The sequence below is a fragment of the Marinomonas sp. ATLA20 genome (assembly GCF_057180105.1).
The window spans coordinates 119597-142719 of the sequence record NZ_JBXUKU010000006.1; the positions used below are offsets into that span (position 1 = coordinate 119597).

The 23123-nt window shown below is 43.1% G+C and carries 21 protein-coding genes; 4 read left to right on the top strand and 17 right to left on the bottom strand.

Annotation, left to right across the window (positions count from 1 at the left end):
- Position 1: 1 nt before the first annotated feature.
- Positions 2–349 (bottom strand): succinate dehydrogenase, hydrophobic membrane anchor protein, encoded by a 348-nt coding sequence (gene sdhD / locus AC2A4J_RS11915; protein ID WP_484176159.1) that lies wholly within the window; start codon positions 347–349, stop codon positions 2–4.
- A complete protein-coding gene (sdhC, locus tag AC2A4J_RS11920; RefSeq protein WP_484176160.1) occupies positions 343–720 on the bottom strand; it encodes a succinate dehydrogenase, cytochrome b556 subunit in 378 nt (125 codons plus the stop codon). Before sdhC ends, sdhD begins: the two co-directional genes overlap by 7 nt.
- A gap of 571 nt (positions 721–1291) precedes the next feature.
- On the opposite strand from sdhC, the gene gltA reads away from it, so the two are divergent.
- The gene (gene gltA / locus AC2A4J_RS11925) at positions 1292–2575 is read left to right on the top strand and encodes a citrate synthase (protein WP_484176161.1); all 1284 of its coding nucleotides are present in this window, start codon (positions 1292–1294) and stop codon (positions 2573–2575) included.
- An 83-nt stretch (positions 2576–2658) separates the two neighbouring features.
- Here gltA and AC2A4J_RS11930 read toward each other — a convergent pair whose 3' ends face one another.
- Together AC2A4J_RS11930 and AC2A4J_RS11935 are read right to left on the bottom strand one after the other, a co-directional pair.
- Entirely contained in the window at positions 2659–2889 is a 231-nt protein-coding gene (locus tag AC2A4J_RS11930; protein WP_484176162.1) for a hypothetical protein, read from the bottom strand.
- Positions 2890–3975 carry a DUF2066 domain-containing protein gene (locus AC2A4J_RS11935; protein ID WP_484176163.1) on the bottom strand — a complete coding sequence of 362 codons (1086 nt, stop codon included), beginning with the start codon at positions 3973–3975 and terminating at the stop codon, positions 2890–2892.
- Between the two features lie 117 nt (positions 3976–4092).
- On the opposite strand from AC2A4J_RS11935, the gene purM reads away from it, so the two are divergent.
- From purM to AC2A4J_RS11950, 3 genes are read left to right on the top strand one after another with little or no spacing between them, the layout of a single operon-like run.
- On the top strand, positions 4093–5151 hold the full coding sequence (purM, locus tag AC2A4J_RS11940) for a phosphoribosylformylglycinamidine cyclo-ligase (RefSeq protein WP_484176164.1): 1059 nt from the start codon (positions 4093–4095) through the stop codon (positions 5149–5151).
- Positions 5148–5801, top strand: a complete 654-nt coding sequence (gene purN, locus AC2A4J_RS11945) for a phosphoribosylglycinamide formyltransferase (protein ID WP_484176165.1) — start codon at positions 5148–5150, stop codon at positions 5799–5801. The genes purM and purN overlap by 4 nt, the downstream gene beginning before the upstream one ends.
- A gap of 13 nt (positions 5802–5814) precedes the next feature.
- Positions 5815–6555, top strand: a complete 741-nt coding sequence (locus AC2A4J_RS11950) for a DUF3108 domain-containing protein (protein WP_484176166.1) — start codon at positions 5815–5817, stop codon at positions 6553–6555.
- 19 nt (positions 6556–6574) lie between these two features.
- On the opposite strand, the gene AC2A4J_RS11955 is transcribed toward AC2A4J_RS11950, so the two are convergent.
- The 13 genes from AC2A4J_RS11955 to AC2A4J_RS12015 all read right to left on the bottom strand — a co-directional run bounded on the left by AC2A4J_RS11955 (position 6575) and on the right by AC2A4J_RS12015 (position 23122).
- A complete protein-coding gene (locus tag AC2A4J_RS11955) occupies positions 6575–7150 on the bottom strand; it encodes an NTP transferase domain-containing protein (RefSeq protein ID WP_484176167.1) in 576 nt (191 codons plus the stop codon).
- A gap of 14 nt (positions 7151–7164) precedes the next feature.
- On the bottom strand, positions 7165–8199 hold the full coding sequence (locus tag AC2A4J_RS11960; protein WP_484176168.1) for a glycosyl transferase family protein: 1035 nt from the start codon (positions 8197–8199) through the stop codon (positions 7165–7167).
- Positions 8196–10895: a nitrate reductase gene (locus AC2A4J_RS11965; protein ID WP_484176169.1), complete on the bottom strand. Its 2700-nt coding sequence runs from the start codon at positions 10893–10895 to the stop codon at positions 8196–8198. Before AC2A4J_RS11965 ends, AC2A4J_RS11960 begins: the two co-directional genes overlap by 4 nt.
- A gap of 309 nt (positions 10896–11204) precedes the next feature.
- Positions 11205–11537 carry a nitrite reductase small subunit NirD gene (nirD, locus tag AC2A4J_RS11970; RefSeq protein ID WP_255828637.1) on the bottom strand — a complete coding sequence of 111 codons (333 nt, stop codon included), beginning with the start codon at positions 11535–11537 and terminating at the stop codon, positions 11205–11207.
- A gap of 4 nt (positions 11538–11541) precedes the next feature.
- On the bottom strand, positions 11542–14112 hold the full coding sequence (gene nirB, locus AC2A4J_RS11975; protein WP_484176170.1) for a nitrite reductase large subunit NirB: 2571 nt from the start codon (positions 14110–14112) through the stop codon (positions 11542–11544).
- A gap of 71 nt (positions 14113–14183) precedes the next feature.
- Entirely contained in the window at positions 14184–15425 is a 1242-nt protein-coding gene (locus AC2A4J_RS11980) for an NAD(P)/FAD-dependent oxidoreductase (RefSeq protein WP_484176171.1), read from the bottom strand.
- Positions 15418–16266 (bottom strand): ABC transporter ATP-binding protein, encoded by an 849-nt coding sequence (locus AC2A4J_RS11985; RefSeq protein ID WP_484176172.1) that lies wholly within the window; start codon positions 16264–16266, stop codon positions 15418–15420. The genes AC2A4J_RS11980 and AC2A4J_RS11985 overlap by 8 nt, the downstream gene beginning before the upstream one ends.
- A 38-nt stretch (positions 16267–16304) precedes the next feature.
- Entirely contained in the window at positions 16305–17255 is a 951-nt protein-coding gene (locus tag AC2A4J_RS11990; protein WP_484176173.1) for an ABC transporter permease, read from the bottom strand.
- A gap of 47 nt (positions 17256–17302) precedes the next feature.
- Positions 17303–18631 carry a CmpA/NrtA family ABC transporter substrate-binding protein gene (locus tag AC2A4J_RS11995; RefSeq protein WP_484176287.1) on the bottom strand — a complete coding sequence of 443 codons (1329 nt, stop codon included), beginning with the start codon at positions 18629–18631 and terminating at the stop codon, positions 17303–17305.
- 415 nt (positions 18632–19046) lie between these two features.
- Entirely contained in the window at positions 19047–20246 is a 1200-nt protein-coding gene (locus AC2A4J_RS12000) for a CmpA/NrtA family ABC transporter substrate-binding protein (RefSeq protein WP_484176174.1), read from the bottom strand.
- Positions 20243–20848 carry an ANTAR domain-containing response regulator gene (locus tag AC2A4J_RS12005; protein ID WP_484176175.1) on the bottom strand — a complete coding sequence of 202 codons (606 nt, stop codon included), beginning with the start codon at positions 20846–20848 and terminating at the stop codon, positions 20243–20245. The genes AC2A4J_RS12000 and AC2A4J_RS12005 overlap by 4 nt, the downstream gene beginning before the upstream one ends.
- A gap of 202 nt (positions 20849–21050) precedes the next feature.
- Complete coding sequence (locus tag AC2A4J_RS12010; RefSeq protein WP_484176176.1) at positions 21051–21686, bottom strand: response regulator transcription factor; 636 nt, start codon at positions 21684–21686, stop codon at positions 21051–21053.
- 104 nt (positions 21687–21790) lie between these two features.
- The gene (locus AC2A4J_RS12015; protein ID WP_484176177.1) at positions 21791–23122 is read right to left on the bottom strand and encodes an HlyD family type I secretion periplasmic adaptor subunit; all 1332 of its coding nucleotides are present in this window, start codon (positions 23120–23122) and stop codon (positions 21791–21793) included.
- Position 23123 lies beyond the last annotated feature (1 nt).

Below are 23123 nucleotides of genomic sequence, written 5' to 3' on the forward strand. Positions count from 1 at the left end.
CTTAAAGCCCCCAAAGAACCTGAACACCCCATACGATGTAAATAAACATTACAAGACCGCATAGAGATTGAAAGAAGAAACGAGCACCAGTTGGTTTTATATAGTCAGTAGAAATGGACCACAAACCGATCCAAGAGTGCATACCAATGGACAAAAGCACCATTAAGCTGAAGATGCGCATCCAAGTGGCTTCAAATAAAGCACTCCACTGATCGTATGTAAGATCAGGATTAAGAAGCAAATAACCGATAATAAAGATTGTGTATAAAGACAACACAACAGCAGAAACACGCTGCATCATCCAGTCGTATAAGCCTGAACGACCAAAACTTGTGATTTGAGTTACCATATCCAAACTCCTGCTAACACGATTAGAACAACTGCAATGACTATGTTTGCGATTGCAGCACTGCGTCCGCTTTCCAATTCTTCAAAGTATCCCATATCCATAAACAAGTGCTTAACACCTGCCACGAAGTGATACATCAATGCAGAAACGACACCCCAGATAACAAATTGAACAAGGAAGTTAGTTTGTAATGCATTAACTACCTGATCAAATCCTTCTTGGGACTCTAAAGAAAGATCAAACGCATAAAACAAGAAGGCCAACCCTACAAAAAGGATAAGTCCTGTTATACGGTGAAGAATTGACACTATTGCTGTGACTGGCTGAGATATGGTTAACATATCAAGGTTGACTGGTCTCTTTTTATTCACGACTTTTACACCATTTTATCGATTGAATGGTCAATCACGACCCAATGTCTATACGCGGTTACATAAACCCTAAAAAAGAGTAAGGTAACAACGTCATAGGCCTACTTTGAAAATCTCATCGATTTGCAAACAAATGTTTAAAAGCGACTTTCTTTTATCCACTAGCATCAACAAATCAATGAAATCGTCTGAGGCGCAATTATAGACCACCCCAAAATATTAAGACAAATAGACTGAACAAGAGGTTTTTAATGGTCGCCATTCATCAAATGAATGTAACCATAAGCCGAAACAATAATGGTACAAAATTACAATATTTTGACACTCAAAAAAACAAATAAACCCTTTATTTTTCAATTGGATAAGTCGATTTTATTAAAAATTTGACTTTATTCAATATTACGTTTCTGTCAGATAATTACAAGATAACCCAGCATTATGTAAATAGGGTGAAAGTGAACAAGATTGACTTTTATAGCCTAGAGACAGTATTTTTTGCGCACCTTCTGAGCCAGTTAGTGTCAAACATACAACTAATTAGCTCCGAACCGGAATACGAAGGAGACCATAAATGGCTGATAAAAAAGCGACACTCAAAGTGGATGGGATCGATAAAACTATCGAACTTCCTGTTCTTTCAGGTACTTTAGGCACTGATGTTATAGACGTTCGAGGCTTAGGTGCCAACGGTGTATTCACATACGATCCAGGGTTTATGTCTACCGGCTCTTGTGAGTCCTCTATTACCTTTATAGATGGCGACGCAGGAATCCTTTTGCATCGTGGTTACCCAATAGCTCAACTTGCTGAGCATTCAGACTACCTAGAAACATGCTATTTGTTACTTTACGGGGAACTTCCTAGTAAAACAGAAAAAGAAGACTTTGAAAAAATGGTTGGTAAGCACACCATGGTCAACCAATCCATGCATAAGTTCATTGAAGGCTTCCGAAACGACGCCCACCCAATGGCAATCATGTGTGGTCTAGTTGGTGCACTCTCTGCTTTCTACCAAGATCATATGGATATCAATAATCCTAAGCATCGTGAAATTGCCGCATTCCGTCTAATTTCTAAAATGCCAACATTGGCGGCAATCTGCTACAAGTACTCAAAAGATCAGCCCGTTATGTACCCTCGTAACGACCTATCTTATGCCGAGAACTTTTTGTACATGATGTTTGCCACACCATGTGAAGACTATGTCGTAAACCCAGTTTTTGCAAAAGCTATGGATCGTATTTTTATTCTCCATGCGGACCATGAACAGAATGCATCAACTTCTACAGTGCGTTTAGCCGGCTCATCTGGTGCAAACCCATTCGCTTGTATTGCAGCAGGTATTGCAACACTTTGGGGGCCTGCTCATGGTGGTGCCAACGAAGCTGTGTTGACTATGCTTGAAGAAATCGGTGATGTTGAAAACATCGATGAATACATCGCAAAAGCAAAAGACAAAAATGACCCATTCCGACTAATGGGCTTTGGTCATCGTGTTTACAAGAACTTTGATCCACGCGCCAAAGTAATGCGTGAAACTTGCGACCAAGTATTGGAAGAACTAGGCCAGTCTAATGACCCATTACTAAAAATTGCAAAACGTCTTGAGCAAATTGCCCTAGAAGACCCATACTTCGTTGAGCGTAAACTTTACCCTAACGTGGACTTCTACTCTGGCATCATCATGAAAGCAATTGGCATCCCAACCAGTATGTTTACGGTGATTTTTGCTATGTCCCGCACTATCGGCTGGATCTCTCACTGGAATGAGATGATCAGTGGACCATACAAAATTGGTCGTCCTCGCCAGCTGTATGTAGGTAAGCCAGAGCGCGATTACCCAACTAAAAAGTAATACATTGAAATAATGCATTACAAAAAAACGCGCCTAAGGGCGCGTTTTTATTGGTTAAAACTTATTCAAATAAAAGCTAAGCGCTACTCTTCATCCTCTTCGACTATTTCAGTTACAGTCGAATTACCACACTTAACGCAATCACCTTCTATCCACACCCTATCCTTACTCTCAAACTCCTTAGGGTTAATCATGCCTAAATCCACTTCCATGCAGTGATTACACCAAGTTTGCGCCAAGAAATCGCTTTGCTCCTCCACTGGACGAGCAAAAAAATCTCGCTCTATAACTTTTTCATCCAATAGATCTGTCATTTAATTTACTCCACTATATTGGTAAGACGTAACACGGTTTGCATCTGGGTCCAAAGCATTTAACGGCGCATTAATCAGCAATCGGCTTAGGGATATACTGTTAAATAATTTCTGTTTATCACCATCAATCTCAATAGAAAACTCTACTTTATTGCCAACAACTCGAACCAACATAACGTCGCGAACGACACCGATACTTTCAAAATAAGACTGCACTTTATTCATAATACTGTAATTGGTTACGCCCACCACTTGAACGTTAACCTTACTGGCAGAACTATTGTTACGCACCGAAGCGTAACGAGAAGAAAATACTTTTGCCAAATCAGAGCTAGCCTGATCAATTAAGTCGTTAAGATTTTCACCTCGCAAAACAAATCGCTCTGTTTCACCATTTTTCAGTAGCACTAACAAGTTACCACTCACTTGCCCTGCGTAATCACTAATCCTTAAGGCGGCAACAGAGTCAGTCTGATAACGTTTACTAGCGTTTAGTATGCTGTCTTCAAAGAACCCCCACACATCGGATGCTGCAAGACTTCGTTTATCAACCTCATCAAGCAGAGGCGCATAAACGGGCACACCAATTTCGCCGGCTGATTGAGCTAATAAGTTCAGTGCTTCAGAAGGCGCTTTTGAGCCAGATAAAGACCTAACACCATTATTTTCGTCCACTAACCAAACTAAGACCGAAGGTCGATTATCCCCCCAAACAGGCAGATTATTTTGTGATAAAAAACCATCAATTGATGCTTGATAAAAGGTCACCTTTACCTGTTTACCAGGAACCAATCCATCATCAGAAGGTAGCAACTCACTAAGTGAAGCCACAGAGTGCTGCGCAACCCAAGTTGGTGCCTTCTTCTTAGCTTGCTCTAAAAGCTCACCTGTAATGGCATTTTTATCACCAGAGACTTTAACCAACACATTTTCAGCAGCCAAACCAAATGCTTCATTTAGCATCTGCGCCTCAGATTGTGTTACTGGCAATTTAATTTCAGCACTATAAAGTCCCTGAATAGGGACGGCATTGGCTGACGAAATACAAAAAACACTAATTAGTAGTAAAAATATACGAGAATTCATAACCCTTCCTTCGTTTATTTGCCTATTCTACTGTCTTAATTGCAAAGAACCATAGCCCTAATGCGCCACTATGCTAAAATGCCTTTTTTTTCCTCGTACCATGATAAGGCATAGGCAATGACCAAGTCGGATAAACCATCCATTAGCTATAAAGACGCAGGCGTTGATATCAACGCTGGCAATCAACTTGTTGAACGTATTAAAGGCGTAAGCAAAAAAACTCGTCGCCCTGAAGTAATGGGTGGTCTGGGTGGATTTGGTGCTTTGACACGCCTTCCAACAAAATACAAAAACCCTATTCTTGTTTCTGGCACCGATGGTGTTGGCACTAAGCTTCGTCTAGCGATGGACCTTAACCAGCATGACACCATTGGTATCGACCTAGTTGCAATGTGCGTTAACGATCTAGTAGTAGCCGGTGCTGAGCCACTATTATTCCTAGATTACTATGCAACAGGCAAGCTAGACGTTGACGTTGCTGCAAACGTAGTAACTGGTATTGGCGAAGGCTGTCTACAAGCAGGCTGCGCGCTTGTTGGTGGTGAAACAGCTGAAATGCCGGGTATGTACCATGACGGTGATTACGACCTAGCAGGCTTCTGTGTGGGCGTTGTTGAAGAAGAAAGCATCATTGACGGCAGCAATGTAAAAGCTGGCGACAAATTGATTGCTTTGGGTTCTTCAGGTCCTCACTCAAACGGCTATTCACTTATTCGTAAGATTCTTGAAGTCAGCAAAGCAGACCTAAATCAAGATATCGATGGCGTACCATTAAAAGACGCTCTTATGGAGCCAACTCGCATTTACGTGAAGTCTATCCTCAAGTTGATGGAATCCATCTCTGTAAACGCCCTAGCTCACATTACTGGCGGCGGCTTACTTGAAAATATTCCTCGTGTTCTTCCTGAAGACGCTGCGGCTCGTATTGATGCAACAAGCTGGAAACGCCCTGCTGTGTTCGATTGGTTGCAAGAACAAGGAAATGTTGAGCAAGAAGAGATGTACCGTGTTTTAAACTGTGGTGTCGGCATGGTACTTTCTATTGATGCCGAAAAGGCAGACGAAGCACTTGCTATTCTAAAAGCTGAAGGTGAAAACGCTTGGATCATTGGTGACATTTGCCCTCGTGATGGTGGAAAAGATGTCTTAATCTCTGATCTCGAGACCCAGGCATGAGTTTTCCTATCGTTGTCTTAATTTCTGGCAGCGGCAGCAACTTGCAAGCTTTGATTGATCAAAGCTTGCAAGGACTACTTAATATCAAGATCTGTGCTGTTATTAGTAACAAAGCAGAAGCTTATGGCCTAGAAAGAGCTAAAGAGGTGGGTATACCAACGCACACTCTTAACCATAAGTCATTTGATAGCCGTGAAGAATTCGATGCTAAGCTACAAGCACTTATCGATCAATACCAACCAAAGTTGGTCGTTCTTGCTGGATTCATGCGTATTTTAACTGAAACTTTTGCGAAACATTTTGAAGGTAGAATGCTAAACATTCACCCCTCTTTGCTTCCAAAATACAAAGGTTTGAACACACATCAGCGCGCAATTGATGCCAACGAAAAAGAGCATGGGGTTTCGGTACATTTCGTTAGCCCTGAACTGGATGCTGGTGCCGTTATCCTTCAAGCAAGCACGGAAATTACACATACAGAAACAGCAGAAACTTTAGCTAGTAAAGTTCACTCTTTAGAACATATTATCTATCCATTGGCTGTAAAATGGTTCAGTGAAGAAAGATTAACATTCCATGACGGAACGGCTTTTTTTGATAACAATGCCCTCCCTGAAAGCGGCATTCTTTATAACAAAGCTCTAACATGATGTAGGAGAAAGTATGAGAACTCGTAAAACCCCAATGTTTTTAATGGCCATTTTTATGAGTATCCCCATACTTTCTCTTTCCTCAATGAAGGTAAGCGCCACCGAAACCACCCCTCAAAATACGTTTCTCAAACCTTATTCCGCTGTTTACAGTACTATCTGGAAAAAAGGCATTAGCCTAAAAGTAGAAGGCAAACAAACCCTCTCCAAAAAATCAGACAATTTATGGCGATTTGTATTTACTGCAGACAGCATGATTGCCTCTCTTAATGAGTCATCCACTTTTTACGTTGAAAACCACCAAATCATTCCAACAAAATACGAATACAAAAGTTCAGCACTAGGAAAAAAGAGAAGTGCGATACTTACGTTCGATTGGGAAAACAACCTTGTCCAAAACGATGTAAAAGACAAACCCTGGAACCTTTCAATCAACCCAAGAACATTAGATAAACTGTCTATACAGCTGCAAGTTAGACAAGATCTAAAAATGGGTAAAAATGATTTCGACTATCAGATCGCAGACGGCGGTTACATTAAAAACTGGCGTTTCAAACGCGATAAAATGGAAACAATCAACACCAAACTGGGTCGAGTTTCTGCGATTAAAATTATCCGCACCGACAACCTAGAAAAAGGCAAAAAAACATCATTTTGGTTTGTACCAAAATTTGACTACTTATTGGTCAAATTAGAGCACAAAGAAGATGGCGAATCTTATCACTTAGACATTGAATCGATGAGCCAGTCTTAAAAAACGGCATTAGCCGAGCTTAAGCCAACTCGCTAGGCGTATTAACATTTAATAACTCGGCACCGTCCTCCCAAATAACCGATTGACAGCCAAACGCCTCATAAAACCTCAAAACACTATGGCTTTGCTCCGCATCTAAAAAAAACGTTAAAGCATTAAGCGTGGCCTCTACAGGCAGAATGGCATGCAAAGGGTGAGCATCAGCAGCATTACTTAAGTAATAAATTTTTTCTGGTGATAATCGACAGGCCGCTGCCAGTTTCACGAACGCTGCACCACTAATACGAGGCGTATCACAAGGAGAAATCACTAGGTGCGATGTTTTCGCAAAAGCTAAACAAGTCAATAAACCAGACAAAGGTCCTTTTCCTTGGTGGCTTAAATCATCAGCAACGACGTCATAGCCAAGCTTTTCATACTGCTCAAGGTTACGATTAGCGTTAATAAAAACGACATTCGCTACCTGCTGCAAAGCCCGACCAACTAACAAGGCCATAGGTTCATTCTGAAACAATAACAAACCTTTATCTTGACGCGACATTCGCTCTGCTTTTCCACCCGCTAACACTGCAGCCGACAATGATGTAAACGCCATGCTATATTCTCTTTCTACAAAATCGGATCAAAATACGCTGTATCTCGTTTTGACCAAATTTCATCAGCTAAAACAAGACATTCCTCATGTGACGTCACACCATAAAGAAGTCCCGCCACCGACGCAATGGTTTGTCGTACTGCTTGCTCGCCAAATTGATCAAGTTGATCTCCACGCCAATGATCCGTCAATCGCGACAAATCCAAATTGTCTTTTAAGCGCTTATGTTCTTGTTCAGCTTTTGGCCAATCAGACCAACTAGCTACGCCATTTTGCCACTTACCCAAGGTGACATCTCGCTCAGGATTCACTTCTGCTTCACCATTGCCGCCACGAAATACCAACACCGACGCATCACCTAATTGCTCACAAGCAGAAAGATGAAGCTGATCATAACCACGATGAAACACCCCATGCACACTATGATCAGCTGAAAATGGATTCATCATACGCACCACGGTATTCACCGGAGAACGCAAGCCCAATACATATTTAAGATCCATCATGCCACCTAACGATTTATCTACTTCAGCCAACGGCATATAAGCAAAACACCTAACTTCAAGCTCTTGTTTTAACTGAGTTCTGGAATGACAAACAGCCAATCCCAATTGATTAATAGCATGCTCTACATACATCCGATTTTCCCCTTCAAATGTATGTCCATGCATCACAATTTTGATCCCTGTATTAACGAGTGCAAGCGCCGCCAGTAAAAACCAAGGCAACTCATTGCGCTTACCAGCATAAGCAGGCCAATCCAAATCAACCTTAATTCCCAATGATTCTTTCTTCGACAAATAGTCTCTTGTCGCCTTGGTAAAACCAACAGTTTCTTCTACTGTCTCTTCACGAATTCGAATCAACATCCAGAATGCACCAGACTGTTCTGGCGCTACCTTACCAGACAGCATCAAACTCATGGCATGTTCAGCCTCTTCCACCGTCAAACTGCGTGCGCCCTTTTTGCCTCGCCCTAAAATTTTTACATATTGGGTAAAATCATTGGCCGTTCTAATTACCCTTCTAATAGTTGCTCTGCCAGTCATACCGATAACTCCGCCACAGTGGGAATAAAGCGCTTTAATTCAGGAAGGCAAGAACCACAATTGGTACCGCATTTTAGCTTGCCCCCTAATTCATCGACGGAACAAATACCAGACGCAATCGCCTTTTCAATCTGCTTACTACCAACTTGGTAGCAAGAACAAACGATCTCTCCTTTATCTTCCATATTAGCGGGAGAGCCCACCAGAATAGCTAAACGATCTTGTAATGATAACGACGTGTTTATCTCTAATTTAGAAATAAGCCAATCCGCCATGACGGATTCAGGCTGAGGATGCAAATACATAAGCAAAGTAAGTTTTTGATCCATCAACTTGGCCAATCGAATTTGCTGCGTAACGGGGTTCGAATATTCCAACCACTCAACCCTTTCAGCCAAACCTTTACTCTGCTCTATATATATTGCCTTCAAAGAAGCTAGTGTTTGCCCATTGGGCCAAACTACTTCGTAGTGAAAACCTTGCTCAGAAGGTACTTGGCACCAATACAGACACTCTGATAAAACAAGCGGCACTGCCGAAACAAGCAAGCCATAACAAATATTTCCAACCACTTCGAGCTGAACCTGAGCATGTTTCGATTCCGGTTGACCTGATAAGGGATCAACCACTTGCGGGATAAGATTTGATACCACAGACGCATTGGCAAATTGCTGCGTCCAGTGAATAGGTGCAAATACATTATCTGGTGCAACCGCTCGACTCACTTTAGCTTTTAGCAAAGCCTCTCCGTACGGTGAAGTAAGACGCACTAAGGCTTTATCTTTAATACCAAGACGTTTCGCATCCTTGGGATGAATTTCCACATAAGGTTGCGCGGTATGCTTAGCCAAAGAGGCTGCATCTCCGGTTCTTGTCATGGTATGCCACTGATCGCGTACTCGTCCGGTATTTAAGGTAAAAGGCCATTCTTGTGAAGCTTGATACTTCGGCAAACTTGGTGTGATCGCAACAAATCGTGCTCGGCCGTCTGGGGTAAAAAAACGCCCACCTTCAAACATGCGCTTGGTGCCTTCTGGTCGATCTTTTGGTACAGGCCATTGCACTGGTGTCAAAGCATCATATTCAGCCTTACTTATCAGGCTAAAATGGCCGATATCAAAATCACGCCTGCCATTATTTTCGAACGCCGACAAAGCCGCATGCTCAGCAAAAATTTCATAGACATTTTGATAAGAAAAAGCCGATTGAAAGCCCAAACTTTTTGCGACTTCACAGATTGCCCACCAATCATGCTTGGCTTCACCTGGTGCAGGCAATAAACCTCGTTGGCGAGAAATACGACGCTCTGAATTTGTCACCGTACCGTCTTTTTCACTCCAACCTGTGGCGGGAAATAAAACATCCGCCATGGCGGTTGTGTCCGTATGCGCTTTGCAATCACTAACAATCACTAACTCACATTTTTCCAGCGCGCGCCTGACTTGAGCGGTATCTGGCAAACTCACCATAGGATTAGTCGACATTATCCACACCACTTTGACTTTGCCTTCTTCCATGGCCTGAAATAAGTCGACGGCTTTCAAACCATTTTCTCTGGCCATATTTGGCGCTTGCCAAAAGCGTTGCACCAAATCCTGAGCGCCCGGTGTGGAAAAATCCATATGAGCAGCCAATTGATTGGCCAATCCCCCCACTTCCCGCCCACCCATAGCATTAGGCTGACCCGTAATAGAAAAAGGCCCTGCTCCCTCTTTCCCAATTCGCCCCGTGGCTAAATGACAATTAATAATCGCATTGCACTTATCAACGCCAGAGGAAGACTGATTCACCCCTTGAGAATAAAAGGTGACCGTCTTTGCTGTGTCGCGCCACCAGCGAGCTAAACAAGCTAGATTCTGCTCACTGATCCCGCAAAAGTCTGCGGTATAAGATAAGCTCGGAGTCGATTTTCTCGCCTCTACTAAAGCAGCCTCAAATCCATTGGTATGATTCGCAACAAAGCCCTGATCCAAAATACCAGTCTGAACAGAATCACTTAATAAAAAGGAAAAAATCGCCGCGTCGCTTCCAGGCTTAATTGCCAAATGCAGGTCTGCAATATCACAAGTCGCCGTTTCTCTTGGATCAATTACCACCACTTTCATATTAGGCCGCTGTTTTTTCGCAGCAGCAATGCGCTGATATAAAATCGGATGTGTCCATGCGGCGTTCGACCCAACCATGATCAATAAATCGCAGAGCTCTAGATCTTCATAATTACAAGGCACAGTGTCCGAGCCAAAAGCACGTTTATAACCGACAACAGCAGACGCCATACACAAGCGAGAATTGGTATCTACGTTGGCTGTACCAATAAAGCCCTTAGCCAGTTTATTCGCAACATAATAATCTTCTGTCAAAATTTGCCCAGAAAGATAAAAAGCAAAGGCATCAGGGCCATGATCCCTTACAACTTGAGCAATTTTCGCGCTCACTGTTTCAATGGCTGCCCCCCAGGCGACAGATTGACCATCTACCATGGGCGTTAATAAACGATCATCTGATTGGATCGTTTGTGCAAGACTGCTGCCTTTCACACACAAACGACCAAAATTCGCGGGATGGCCCTCATCACCAGACACAGGAGGAACGGCTTCGCTTGCCGAATGTGGAAGAGTCAAATTTACACCACAACCAACACCGCAATATGGACAGGTCGTTTTTACGCTGGCTGCTGTCTTCATTGTTGTCATCATGGACCTACCTCGCGCTTTTCACTTTTTTAAAAACAAAAAAAGGCCCAATCACTTTTCTAAAAAAGTGATTGGGCCTCGTTGCCTTTTGTAATATCTGTATGCTTTATGTGTAAGCCATCGTCGGTTTACGGTGCATCAGTAATCTATATAAAGCAATTAGTAAGCCAACTTTTAAAAAAACACATTAAGCTGGCCATGACTAAGCTTTGCTAGGCTTGCAACTGACTCTCTTCGAATAAGCTATAAAATACCAGCGATACGAAGCGTTCAAACAGTGCAGAGAGATCATTTTGGTGCGCCGCTTTTTGATTAGTGTGCCGCAACAAATACATTACCGTCTTCTAATTTGGCTGGCCAATGGGGCACCTGAACAGTTTCTTCAAGACATTGACCCGATGACAATACGAAATGCTGCTTATACAAAGGACTGGCCACTACCCATTGCGCCTGTAAATGGGCGACTAGGCCTCGGGACAAAACATTCGCCTTGCCGACAGGATCCCAATTTCCGATGGCAAATACTTTATTCTCGGATTCAGGAATATAAAAAATCGCCACTTGCTCGCCATTTACCATAGCAGCGACTCCAGCACCTTCAACCAAGTCTTCTTGTTTACAAATTAACTTCCATGGCATCGTCATCGTATTAACCTACCTTCGCAATTAATTGCTGTTTTTCTGATTCGGTTGCTGGACGCATTTGATCCCGCTCTTCAACAAACACCACATTGTTATCACTACCCTCATAATTCACAAATTGACGGAAAGTTTTGATCGCTTCTGGATCTTCCAACGTGGTTTTCCATTCGCACTGAAAGGTATTTACAACGTGCTGCATACTCGCTTCAAGCTCACCGCACAACCCTAGCTTGTCGTTAATCACTACCTCTTTAAGATAATCTAATCCACCTTCTAGGCCGTCCATCCAAACAGAAGTTCGCTGCAAGCGATCCGCGGTTTTGGTGTAAAACATCAATACCCGGTCGATGTATTTCACCAAGGTTTCATCGTCCAAATCTTTGGCAAACAAATCTCCGTGGCGTGGCTTCATACCACCATTACCACACACATATAGATTCCAACCGCCTTCTGTGGCGATTACACCAATGTCTTTACTCTGAGCTTCGGCGCATTCCCGCGTACAACCAGACACCGCAAATTTTATTTTATGAGGCGAGCGCAATCCCTTGTAACGATTCTCCAGATCAATCGCCATCTTCATGCTGTCATTCACACCATAACGGCACCAAGTACTGCCCACACATGATTTCACCGTTCGCAAAGATTTACCGTAGGCTTGCCCCGTTTCAAAACCCGCAGCAATTAACTTTTCCCAAATTTCAGGTAATTGCGGCAGAGTAGCACCAAACAAATCGATACGTTGACCACCCGTTACCTTGGTGTATAAGCCGTATTCTTTTGCCACTTCGCCCAATACAATCAATCTATCAGGGGTAATTTCACCGCCAGGAATACGCGGCACAATGGAGTAAGTTCCGTCTTTTTGCATATTGGCAAGGAAGCGATCATTGGTGTCTTGCAAGCTAATGTGTTCTTTTTTCAACACATAATCATTCCAAACACTGGCAAGAATAGAGCCCACAGCAGGTTTGCAAATTTCACAGCCGTGACCTTTGCCGTGTGTTTTTAATAGTTCATTAAAAGTTTTGATTTCGCCAATTTTAACCAGGTTGTATAAATCTTGGCGTGTGTAAGCAAAGTGCTCACAAATATCGGTGCTGACCTCGACTCCCAACGCCAACAATTCGTTATCGACGACTTTTTTCAATAAAGCCGCACAACCACCGCAACCCGTTGCCGCTTTGGTTACACCTTTCACATCACCGACTGACAAAGCCCCATTGCAAACGGCGTCGTTAATATCCTGCTTGGACACATTATGGCAACTACAAATCGATGCTGTCGCAGGCAAAGCATCCACACCTAAGCCAACAGGGGCATCGCCCATCGCTGGTAAGATAAGCGCTTGGGCTTGCTCCGGTAAATCAATGGCATTGAGATAATATTGCAACAAGGTATCGTAATAACTGTTGTCACCCACCAAGACAGCGCCTAATAGCTTTTTACCATCTTCAGAGACCACCATTTTTCGGTAGCTCTGACTTATTTCATCTTGGTACACAAAGACTTTGCAACCTTGAGACTGAGCATGTGCATCGCCAACTGAACCGACATCGTAGCCTAAAAGCTTCAATTTAGTGCTCATGTCTGCGCCAGTAAAAGTCACGCCAGCATGCCCTAAAAAATCTGCTAACAAATGCCCAGCGGCAGATTTAGCCATCGCGTAACCCGGTGCGACCAAACCAAAAATACGATTATTCCAAAGCGCGCACTCGCCAATGGCATAAATGTCTTCATCACTGGTTTGGCAATGATTATTCACACTAATGCCGCCACGTTCACCCACGCTTAAACCTGATTGATGCGCCAACGCATCCTGCGGACGAATACCTGCAGAGAACAAAATCAGATCAGTTTCAAGATGAGTGCCATCAGCAAAGTTCATCCGGTGAAAAGAAGATTTTCCATCAATAATCTCTTTAGTCGCTGTGTCGGTGTACACCTTCACATCTAAGCCTTCGATCATTTCTTTAAGAACCGCACCACCTTTTTCATCTAATTGAACAGGCATTAAGCGTGGTGCAAACTCTACTACACTGGTTTCCAAGCCAAGATTCTTGAGTGCATTAGCGGCTTCTAATCCTAGCAACCCACCACCAACAACGGTTCCTCGCGTGACTTTTTTCGCACAGGCCCTAATAGCATCTAAATCATCCAGAGTACGATAAACAAAAGTGTTATCACGTTTATGGCCAGGTATGGGCGGAACAAAAGGGTAAGAACCCGTCGCCAGTACAAGCTTGTCATAAGACAATGACTCACCGTTTTGCAGTATTAACTGCTTCGCCTCACGGTCGATTTCGATTACCAAGCTATTGGTAAAATAACGCACACCATGCTCGCTATATAGAGAGCCATCTGTCATGGCTAAATCAGCCGCCCCTTTGCCAGTAAAATATTCACTCAGATGCACACGGTCATAAGCTAGATACAGCTCTTCGCCAAAAACCGTCATTTGAAATGCTTCATGGCCACCTTGGGCGATCATTTGCTCGACAAAATGATGGCCAACCATACCATTACCGATTACCACTAGATGAGGTTTAGTATTAAGAAAAGACACGGTAGAAGTCATTTTATTCCCCTTGCAATAACTTTTATTGAAGTAACATGCCTAACGGCTAGCAACGTCTAAAACGACTTAATTCAGGCGACTTGAGGACAGCAATACGCTTCGCCAAATACCAGTAAATCCAGCATGCTCGAGACATTGGTTTTATTTTGAATGAGCTGGAAATACCAGCTCCCATCGGCGACGTTGCCATAAAGAATTGCGCCAACCAGTAAGCCGTCATTGACCACCAGTTTGCGATAATGATTTGCACCTACATCCTTGAAAAAGATACAGCTATCTTCTTCTGTGGGTTGAATCTTACCGACTGAAAAAAGATTGATGCCAGACACTTTCAATTTGGTCGGTGTAGGCTCTATAACAAACGCCGCTTCTTCTCCAACCAGTACTTTCATCAAGACATTAATTTGCGTCCAAATGGGCGCAACTAAACCAAAGGTTTGTCGATCAAATTCACAACATTCACCCAATGCAAATACAGCTGCATGGGAAGTTTGCATTTGCTCATTAACTAAAATAGCTCTATCTGTTTTTAATCCAGCAGACTTGGCTAAAGCGATTTCCGGCGAAATTCCCGCTGCTATTACGACTAGATCGACACTTAACTTCTCACCCTCCTTACAAACCACATGGGACACTCGACCGCCGTCCGTTTGCAAAAAGGACTCTGGTGACTCACCAAGACGAAACTCAATGCCCATTTGCTCAAGTCTATTAAGCAAAAGTTCAGCTGATTCTTCGTCTAGCTGACGATTTAACAACCAACTAGAACGATGAAACACCACAACCTTGTGACCACGTTTCACCAAGCCCACTGCGGCTTCTAGACCCAACAATCCACCACCTATCACACAAACAGATCGTCGACCTTCTAATTGAGTCATGACATCCACATCTTCCCAAGTACGAAAACCCATAACATTGGGGGCAGACGAACCATGGATTGGCAACACACTTGCCCGAGAGCCTGTCGCTAGCACTAATTGGTCGTATATAATGCTTTTTCCACTGGCTAATAAGATCGTTTTATTTTTCGAGTCCACCTTAATAGCGGGATCATTGGACACAATATCAACGCCATCTTCTTGCATCTTCTGTGTATCGACTAATGGCATTTCGGTATCAGAAATATCATTCGCCAACAAAGAAGACAGCATGATTCTGTTGTAGCCAACTCTGGATTCCTCACCAATCAAAACTATTTGGTACTCATCGCCATGCGCCTTTTCGAAATCGTGCGCAAGCTTGCTGCCAGCCATCCCTGCACCAACAATGACGAGACGGCGTTTCTCCGACTGAGAAATAAGACTAGGCATTAGCAACCTTGGCCTTAATGGCCGTTTTTTTAGTTTTCACAGCAGGCTGAATAGGTTCAACTTTGCGTTGTTTTTCATATAAGAAGGTCAACACTTGGGTCCGATAATCCACGTACCTTGGATCATTCGCTAAGGCCAGACGTTCACGAGGACGCTCAAGATCTACATGCAGAATTTCCCCTACTGTTGCTGCTGGGCCATTAGTCATCATCACAATACGATCCGACAGCAACACAGCTTCGTCTACATCGTGAGTGATCATAATCACAGTGTTGTTGAGATCTTTTTGAATCTCCATCAACGAATCTTGAAGGTGTGCCCGAGTCAAAGCATCTAATGCTCCGAAAGGCTCATCCATCAGTAAAACACTAGGCTCCATCGCCAAGGCTCTGGCAATACCAACACGCTGTTTCATACCGCCAGAGATTTCATCTGGGCGTTTGTCCGCCGCATGAGTCATGTGTACTAACTCTAAGTTATGCATAATCCAGTCATGCATTTCTTTCTTCGATTTGGTTTTACGAAAAACCTGCTTTACCGCCAATTCAACATTTTGGTACGAAGTTAACCAGGGCAGCAAAGAATGGTTTTGGAAAACCACCGCACGCTCTGGCCCCGGCCCTTTTACTTCACGACCATCCAATAAAATGCCGCCTTCTGTTGCGTCATACAAACCAGCAACGATATTAAGGACAGTAGATTTACCACAGCCAGAGTGCCCTATAAGAGAAACAAACTCGCCTTTCTCAATTTTTAAGCTGACATTATCCAGCGCTTTAAACGGCCCTTTTGGCGTTGGGAATTCAATCGAAATGTGGCTGATGTCTAAATGTGTTGCCATGTTTATCTCCAATCAATCTATCTCTGCTGAAAGCCTACTTAGCGCAGTACCTGAGTTTTATCCCAAGAAACAAAACGCTGAATTGCCAACATAATTCTGTCTAACAAGTAACCGATGAAACCAATCATCAACACCGCCACCATGATGCGACCCAATGAATTCGAACTGCCATTCTGAAACTCATCCCAGACAAACTTTCCTAGCCCTGGGTTTTGCGCCAACATTTCCGCCGCAATCAATACCATCCAAGCGATACCCAATGACAAACGCAGGCCGGTGAACATCAAAGGGATGGCTGAAGGGATGACGATCTTCATCACATGCGTCACCCAACCAAGGCGCAAGACTTTCGATACGTTAAGCAGGTCTTTCTCGACTGCCGCAACACCCACCGCGGTGTTAATCAGGGTTGGCCACATGCAACATAAGGTGACCGTGAACATAGACGTCAGAAAAGATTTCGAGAACATAGGATCATCGGACACGTAACTCGCACTCACTACCATGGTGACCAAAGGCAACCAAGCTAACGGAGAAACCGGTTTAAATACCTGAATAACTGGGTTTAGTGCACTGTAAACAGAACGATTCAAGCCGATCAAAATCCCTACAGGAATAGCAATAAGGCTGGCCAGACCAAACCCAGCTAGAACGGTGTACAAGCTGGTAAATATTTGATCAAAGAAAGTCGGCTTACCAGTGTAATCCCGGATAATGCCAGCATAACTAGGATCTTTAGCCTGACGCTCTGCAATACGCTCTTCTTGGCGGACGTAAAACTTATCCGCCTTAACACGTTCATTCTGGTGTTCTGCAACGAGGCTATTCCATTGCTCATACACCACAACTGGACCAGGAAACTCTCCCAAAGAGGTATGAACTCGACTTGCTCCAACTTGCCATAACAAGATAAACACAAGAATGCCAAAGACGGGCAGCAGGATTCCCTTAACAGAAAAGGCGCTGATCTTGTCCTTTAAAGAAGCCATAGTTATGTTTGATATCATCATCTTTTTCTCACTTAATCTTGTTTGGTTTAGACCTGATCATCGCCTTTTAGACCAATCTTAAATCGTTTCAGATAATCGTTTGGGTGCTTACCGTCGTACATGACACCGTCAATGAAATCGCTTTGAGGTGGTTTAAAGCCGTCTTCTTTATCAAAATCAGGAAACTCGTCTGCCGACATGACACCATCCTCTATTAGGGATTGTGCCGCTTGCGCATAAATATCAGGACGGTAGACATCTTTAGCGATCTTCATGAACCATTCGTCAGACTGAGGTTCGGAAATTTGTCCCCAACGACGCATTTGTGTGAGATACCAAATAGCATCACTGTAATAAGGATAAGTGGCGTGATGACGGAAGAAGACGTTGAAATCGGGTATTTCACGCTTGTCGCCTTTTTCATACTCAAACGTGCCAGTCATGCTGTTAGCAATAACATCATAGTCGGCACCAACATATTGACTACGCGAGAGTATTTTTACGGCTTCAGGACGATTAGCGTTGTTGTTTTCATCTAACCATTTCGCTGCGCGAATCATGGCTTTTACGACACGAATATGAGTATTGGGATATTCTTCCGCCCAGCTACTGCTCACACCGAATACTTTCTCAGGGTTATTCTTCCAGATTTCATAATCGGTAATGACTGGCACACCGATTCCTTTAAACACGGCTTGTTGATTCCAAGGCTCACCAACGCAATAGCCGGAAATCGTTCCCGCTTCCATGGTGGCTGGCATTTGTGGCGGCGGTGTCACAGACAACAAAGCATCGGCGTTAATTTGACCACTGGTGTCGCCTCGAGTTGGCGCGTAATAACCTGGATGAATGCCACCAGCAGCCAGCCAATAACGCAGCTCGTAGTTATGAGTAGAAACCGGAAACACCATGCCCATTTTGAACGGCTTACCTTGCGCTTTGTAACCATCGATCACAGGTTTTAATGCACTGGCACTGATGGGATGAACCGGTTTTCCATCAGCACCATTTGGAATATTTTTCTTCATTTCATCCCAAACATCGTTAGAAACCGTAATGCCATTACCATTCAAATCCATACTAAAAGCCGTCACTATATGGGCTTTCGTGCCGTACCCAATGGTTGCACCAAGTGGCTGCCCTGCTAACATATGAGCACCATCTAGCTGGCCATCAATCACTCGATCTAACAAAACTTTCCAATTCGCTTGCGCTTCCAAAGTGACGTACAAACCTTCGTCTTCGAAATAGCCCTTCTCATAAGCAATCGCTAATGGCGCCATATCTGTTAACTTTATAAAACCAAATTTAAGCTCTTCTTTTTCGGCATAACCTACTTCAGCATGAGCAACGCCAGATAAAAGCGCAGACCCCATCAGTACAGAAGCCCCCATTTTAGGAAGGGGGATTAAGGCTTTCAAAAATCTTAGGTTCATTGTCATACTCCGCATCTAAATACATTTCAAAAAGTAGAAAAACAAAAAAGGCGCATGCAAATCACAATTAACATGTGTTTGCAGGCGCCTTTGCCATTCAAAGAAAATCCGACTTTGGATATTCAGTAATGTGGGTGACAATTAACGATCGTTGCCAATTTCACCATTTTTTAAAAATACTTTATCTCTATGTGATTTATAAAGCACGCAATGTGCCAAGTAAAACAAACGACTGATTTATATGACATTTTATATTTAATAGCCCAGATTTTTTAATATCACCATATTTAAAAATCTTTATTTTTGCCCAATTATCTTGCACAGCGCACTAAAACATCACACCATCAGATACGCTTTACGCAAATGTTTCAAACCCCTTTAAGATCCCCTCTGGATGTAAACGCACCTTCCCATGTGACACCAAAGAAAGCCAAGCAGCTTCGTCTGCCTCTGGCAACTGCCACTCAATGGTGTTTTTTTCTTCGGCCAAGCCAAGCGCCTTATAATAAAGATCTTTACGATAAATCTGCTCAGCTAACTGATTAAGCTTGGATACATCACCTAACTGTTGCCAACGATGCATCTGAGCCATGATCCATAGCGCATAACTCGGTAACGGCTTATTAATGTCACTACCAGAAAAACGCTGAAACGCTTCCATCGGCCAATCAAACTGCCCTTTTGGCTTAATAGAGCCAAATCCATACACTAGCTGCTGAATCGTGCAATTTAAATAGTCAGGATGACTCAAGATGCTAAGCAGCTCTGCTTGATTTTCTGCCTCATCTACCCATAGACATGCTTTTTCTAAAGCTCGAATAATAGCAAGGTGTTGCGCATGATTTTGCTCGGCCCAAATAGTGTTCACACCAAACACCTTCTCTGGCGTACTTCCCCAAATTTCATACCCGGTAACCAGCATATGGCCAACACCCTGCTCAACCGCTAGACTGTTCCATGGCTCACCGACGCAATAGCCATCTATGTCGCCACGTCTTAAGTTATCAACCATTTTTACCGGTGGAATAACCGCTATCTGAACATCTTTATCTGGATTAATACCTGCTCGACTAAGCCAGTCCCGTAACTGATAATTATGGGAGGAATAGGGATAGACCATCGCAAAACGCAGCGGAGCGACATTATCACCTCGGCTATCTATTAGCCTTTTTAAGGCGATACCCGTTCGGATGTCCGAAGAAGAGCTCGAAAAATGTTGAAGCTGGTCGTACAGAGAGTTACCAATAGTAATACCGTTACCATTATGGCTTACAGTAAAACTGGTTTGCATAGCCGTTTTGATGCTACCTATCCCTAAGCTCGCAGCGATCGGCATAGATGACAACATGTGCGCACCATCTAACAAATTAAACGCCACTTTGTCGCGAATACTCGCCCAAGACGCTTCCTTCGAAAGCACAACATTGACACCTTCACTGACAAAAAAACCCTTCTCTTGAGCAATAACAAAAGGCGCACAATCGATGAGTGGGATAAATCCGATACGAATGGGATCCGCATTTTGAATAAGAGTATTTGGTTGCGTTATGTTCATTTCGTTTCTCCCATCAATTCCATGACGGATATGATATTTCGAGCAACATCGGTCATGCGTTGACTACGATCCATTGCCAGTTTTCGCAGAGCTTGATAGGCCGCTGGCTCATCACATTTTTGATGTTTCATGATTAAACCTTTTGCTTTATCTATCAACTTACGATCCTCAAGCTGACTTTTTACCGACTCCAGTTCAGAGCGAAGTGCCTGAAACTCTCTAAATCGTGCAATAGCAACCTGCAACAATGCCTTAACGCTGCCACTATTCACACCATCAACCACATAAGCACTCACCCCGGCTCTAATAGCGGCCTCTACATACTTAGAGTCGTCCTGTTCAGCAAACATAACAATTGGGCGAGGATTATCTTGAGTGAGGCGAGACATATTTTCTAACATGTCTCGATCCGGCGACTCAATATCAATAATAACCATATCTGGTTGAAATTCTGCCACCGCTTCTGTCAGGTTTTTAGCATTCTCTAACCGTCTAATGACACGATAGCCACTATCAATCATAGCTTGTTCTACAATAGCCGCTCTCGCTGGCTCATTATCAACGAGCATCACGGTTAATTCTTTTTCTGGGGGAGCAGGCATGGTGCATTCTCTTAAAAACGTGAAGTGATAATCAGAAGAAAATGCAAGATATGCGCCATTAAGACACACTAATTCCCCAAGGAGCAGATACAAAAAAAGGCTCTAAAATAGAGCCTTTAAAAGTGATGAGCTAGATGAATATTGCGTTAGTTCTGATCCTACGAGCAGAATCAGTGCAAACGTGTAATATCTATGATCCAATTTAATGCACAGCGTATCTAGTCTGTGCTAATAACGCTAAAGCCAAACGATCTTTGGTGTTGGTCTTCTTGAAAATAGAGGTCAAATGGGCTTTGACGGTGCGTTCAGTAATGTCCATTTCTAGTGCGATTTGCTTGTTCGATAATCCTCTTGCAACATGCAGAGCAACGTTTAATTCACGCTCAGATAAATCATCTAGTTCATCGTTGTGAATTTCTTCTGGTGCGGCAGATTGCTGCATAATGAGCTGCTGAATGAAAGCTTTTCCACCCCAGATTTCACCGGAATCAACCACAGACAGCACTAAAGAAAGCTGTTCTTGACCAATATAAGGTGCACACTGGCCACAAACGCCAACAGAGAAAAGTCTTAATGCCGCGGCTTGGCTTGATTGATTAGGGAAGACAATGACCTTTTGGTTTGGAAAGGCTGAACAAAGTGCAACAACTTCCTCAACCTGTTTAGGTAAAGATATATCTTCCAAATAAATAAAGCAGTACTGGAAACCGGACGCAGTTTCAAGCGCGTGATACACCTCTTCTAATGTTTTCACTCGAACCAAAGAATCGCTCACACTGACTATTTGATTCCAATGTTTCCATACGGCATCGTCTGTATTCCAACACAAAGTTTTCAAAGTAAGTCTCGTCCTATCAAGTGCGATGAACCATTCTAACCAGCAAACGATAACACATTGTTAACATTTGTAACCAAGCACTGTGCCCAGAAAGATTTTTGTAATTACCGCTCACGAAGCGCATTTTGTTTTGCTTTTAAAATAGGTTTCAGTAAGTAATCTAACAGTGTTTTCTTACCCGTAATGATATCGACTGTCGCCTGCATACCTGGGATGATCGGCAATGGCGCCTCTTTAGTACCTAAATAGTTCTTATCTGTTCTTACCCTTACTAAATAAAAGCTATTCCCTTCTTCATCAAGAATAGTATCGGCACTAATATTTTCAACCACACCATGCAAACCACCAAAGATGGAAAAATCATAGGCTGACAGTTTCACCACAGCGCTCAGATCAGGCTTAATAAAACCAATATTTTCTGGGCGAACTTTTGCTTCAATCAATAGGGAATCTTCTATCGGCACTATCTCAAGTAAATTCATTCCGGGTTTTATAACACCGCCAACGGTATTAATCTGAATCTGCTTTACAATGCCTTTTACTGGCGAGCGAACTTGCGTTCTTGATACTTTATCCTCTAAAGACACGTTGCTTTCACGAAGCTGATCCAGCTTACTTTTTACACCCGTTAAATCTTCTTGTGCATCCGCTCTAAATTTTGCTTCTGCTTCATCAAATTTACTTTGAGCTTCTTTTAATGCTGAACGAGCGCGCGGCATTGCTAACTGAGTCGCTTCCAAATCCCCTTGCAACTGATTAACCTGCCGCTCTAGCTGCAACAATTCAACCCGAGAAACAGCACCTTGCTCAAAGGCTGGTCGGGTTAATGCCAACTCTTCTTTAGAAAATGAGTAGCTCTGCTTTAAATTATCTAATTTCGCCTGTAACTCAACAATTTCTTGTTTCTTTTGTTCAATTTGCTGTTGAAAGCTAACCTGATTAGTCCGCAAAGACTCCAATCGGTTTTTATATAAATCTAACTCTCGATTTACAACTTGCGGATATTCTTTAATCATTTCCGGATCGAATTCTGGTTTAACACCGTAAGATTCTGCCTGTAAACGTGTCGCACGAACCCTCAAATTAATAGACTCGACTTGTTGCTCACGCAATGACGACAAAGCTTCAGTATTTTCGATCGTCATCAACACCTGACCACTTTCCACCACTTGCCCTACTTTGGCGTTGATCTCTTTTAAAATACCGCCTTCAAGGTTTTGAATCTGTTGCACTTGACTAGAGGGAATGACTTTTCCTTCGCCCACAGTCACTTCATCTAATGCTGTATAATGTGCCCACACCAATGCAGAAATAACGAATATAAAAACCACCCAAAGGATAATTCTCCCACCACGTGGTGTTTTCAACATCAAGGCCGCATTTCGGTCCGTCAAGTACTCTAGATCATCTTGTGAAATCGAATTTTTATTACTCATT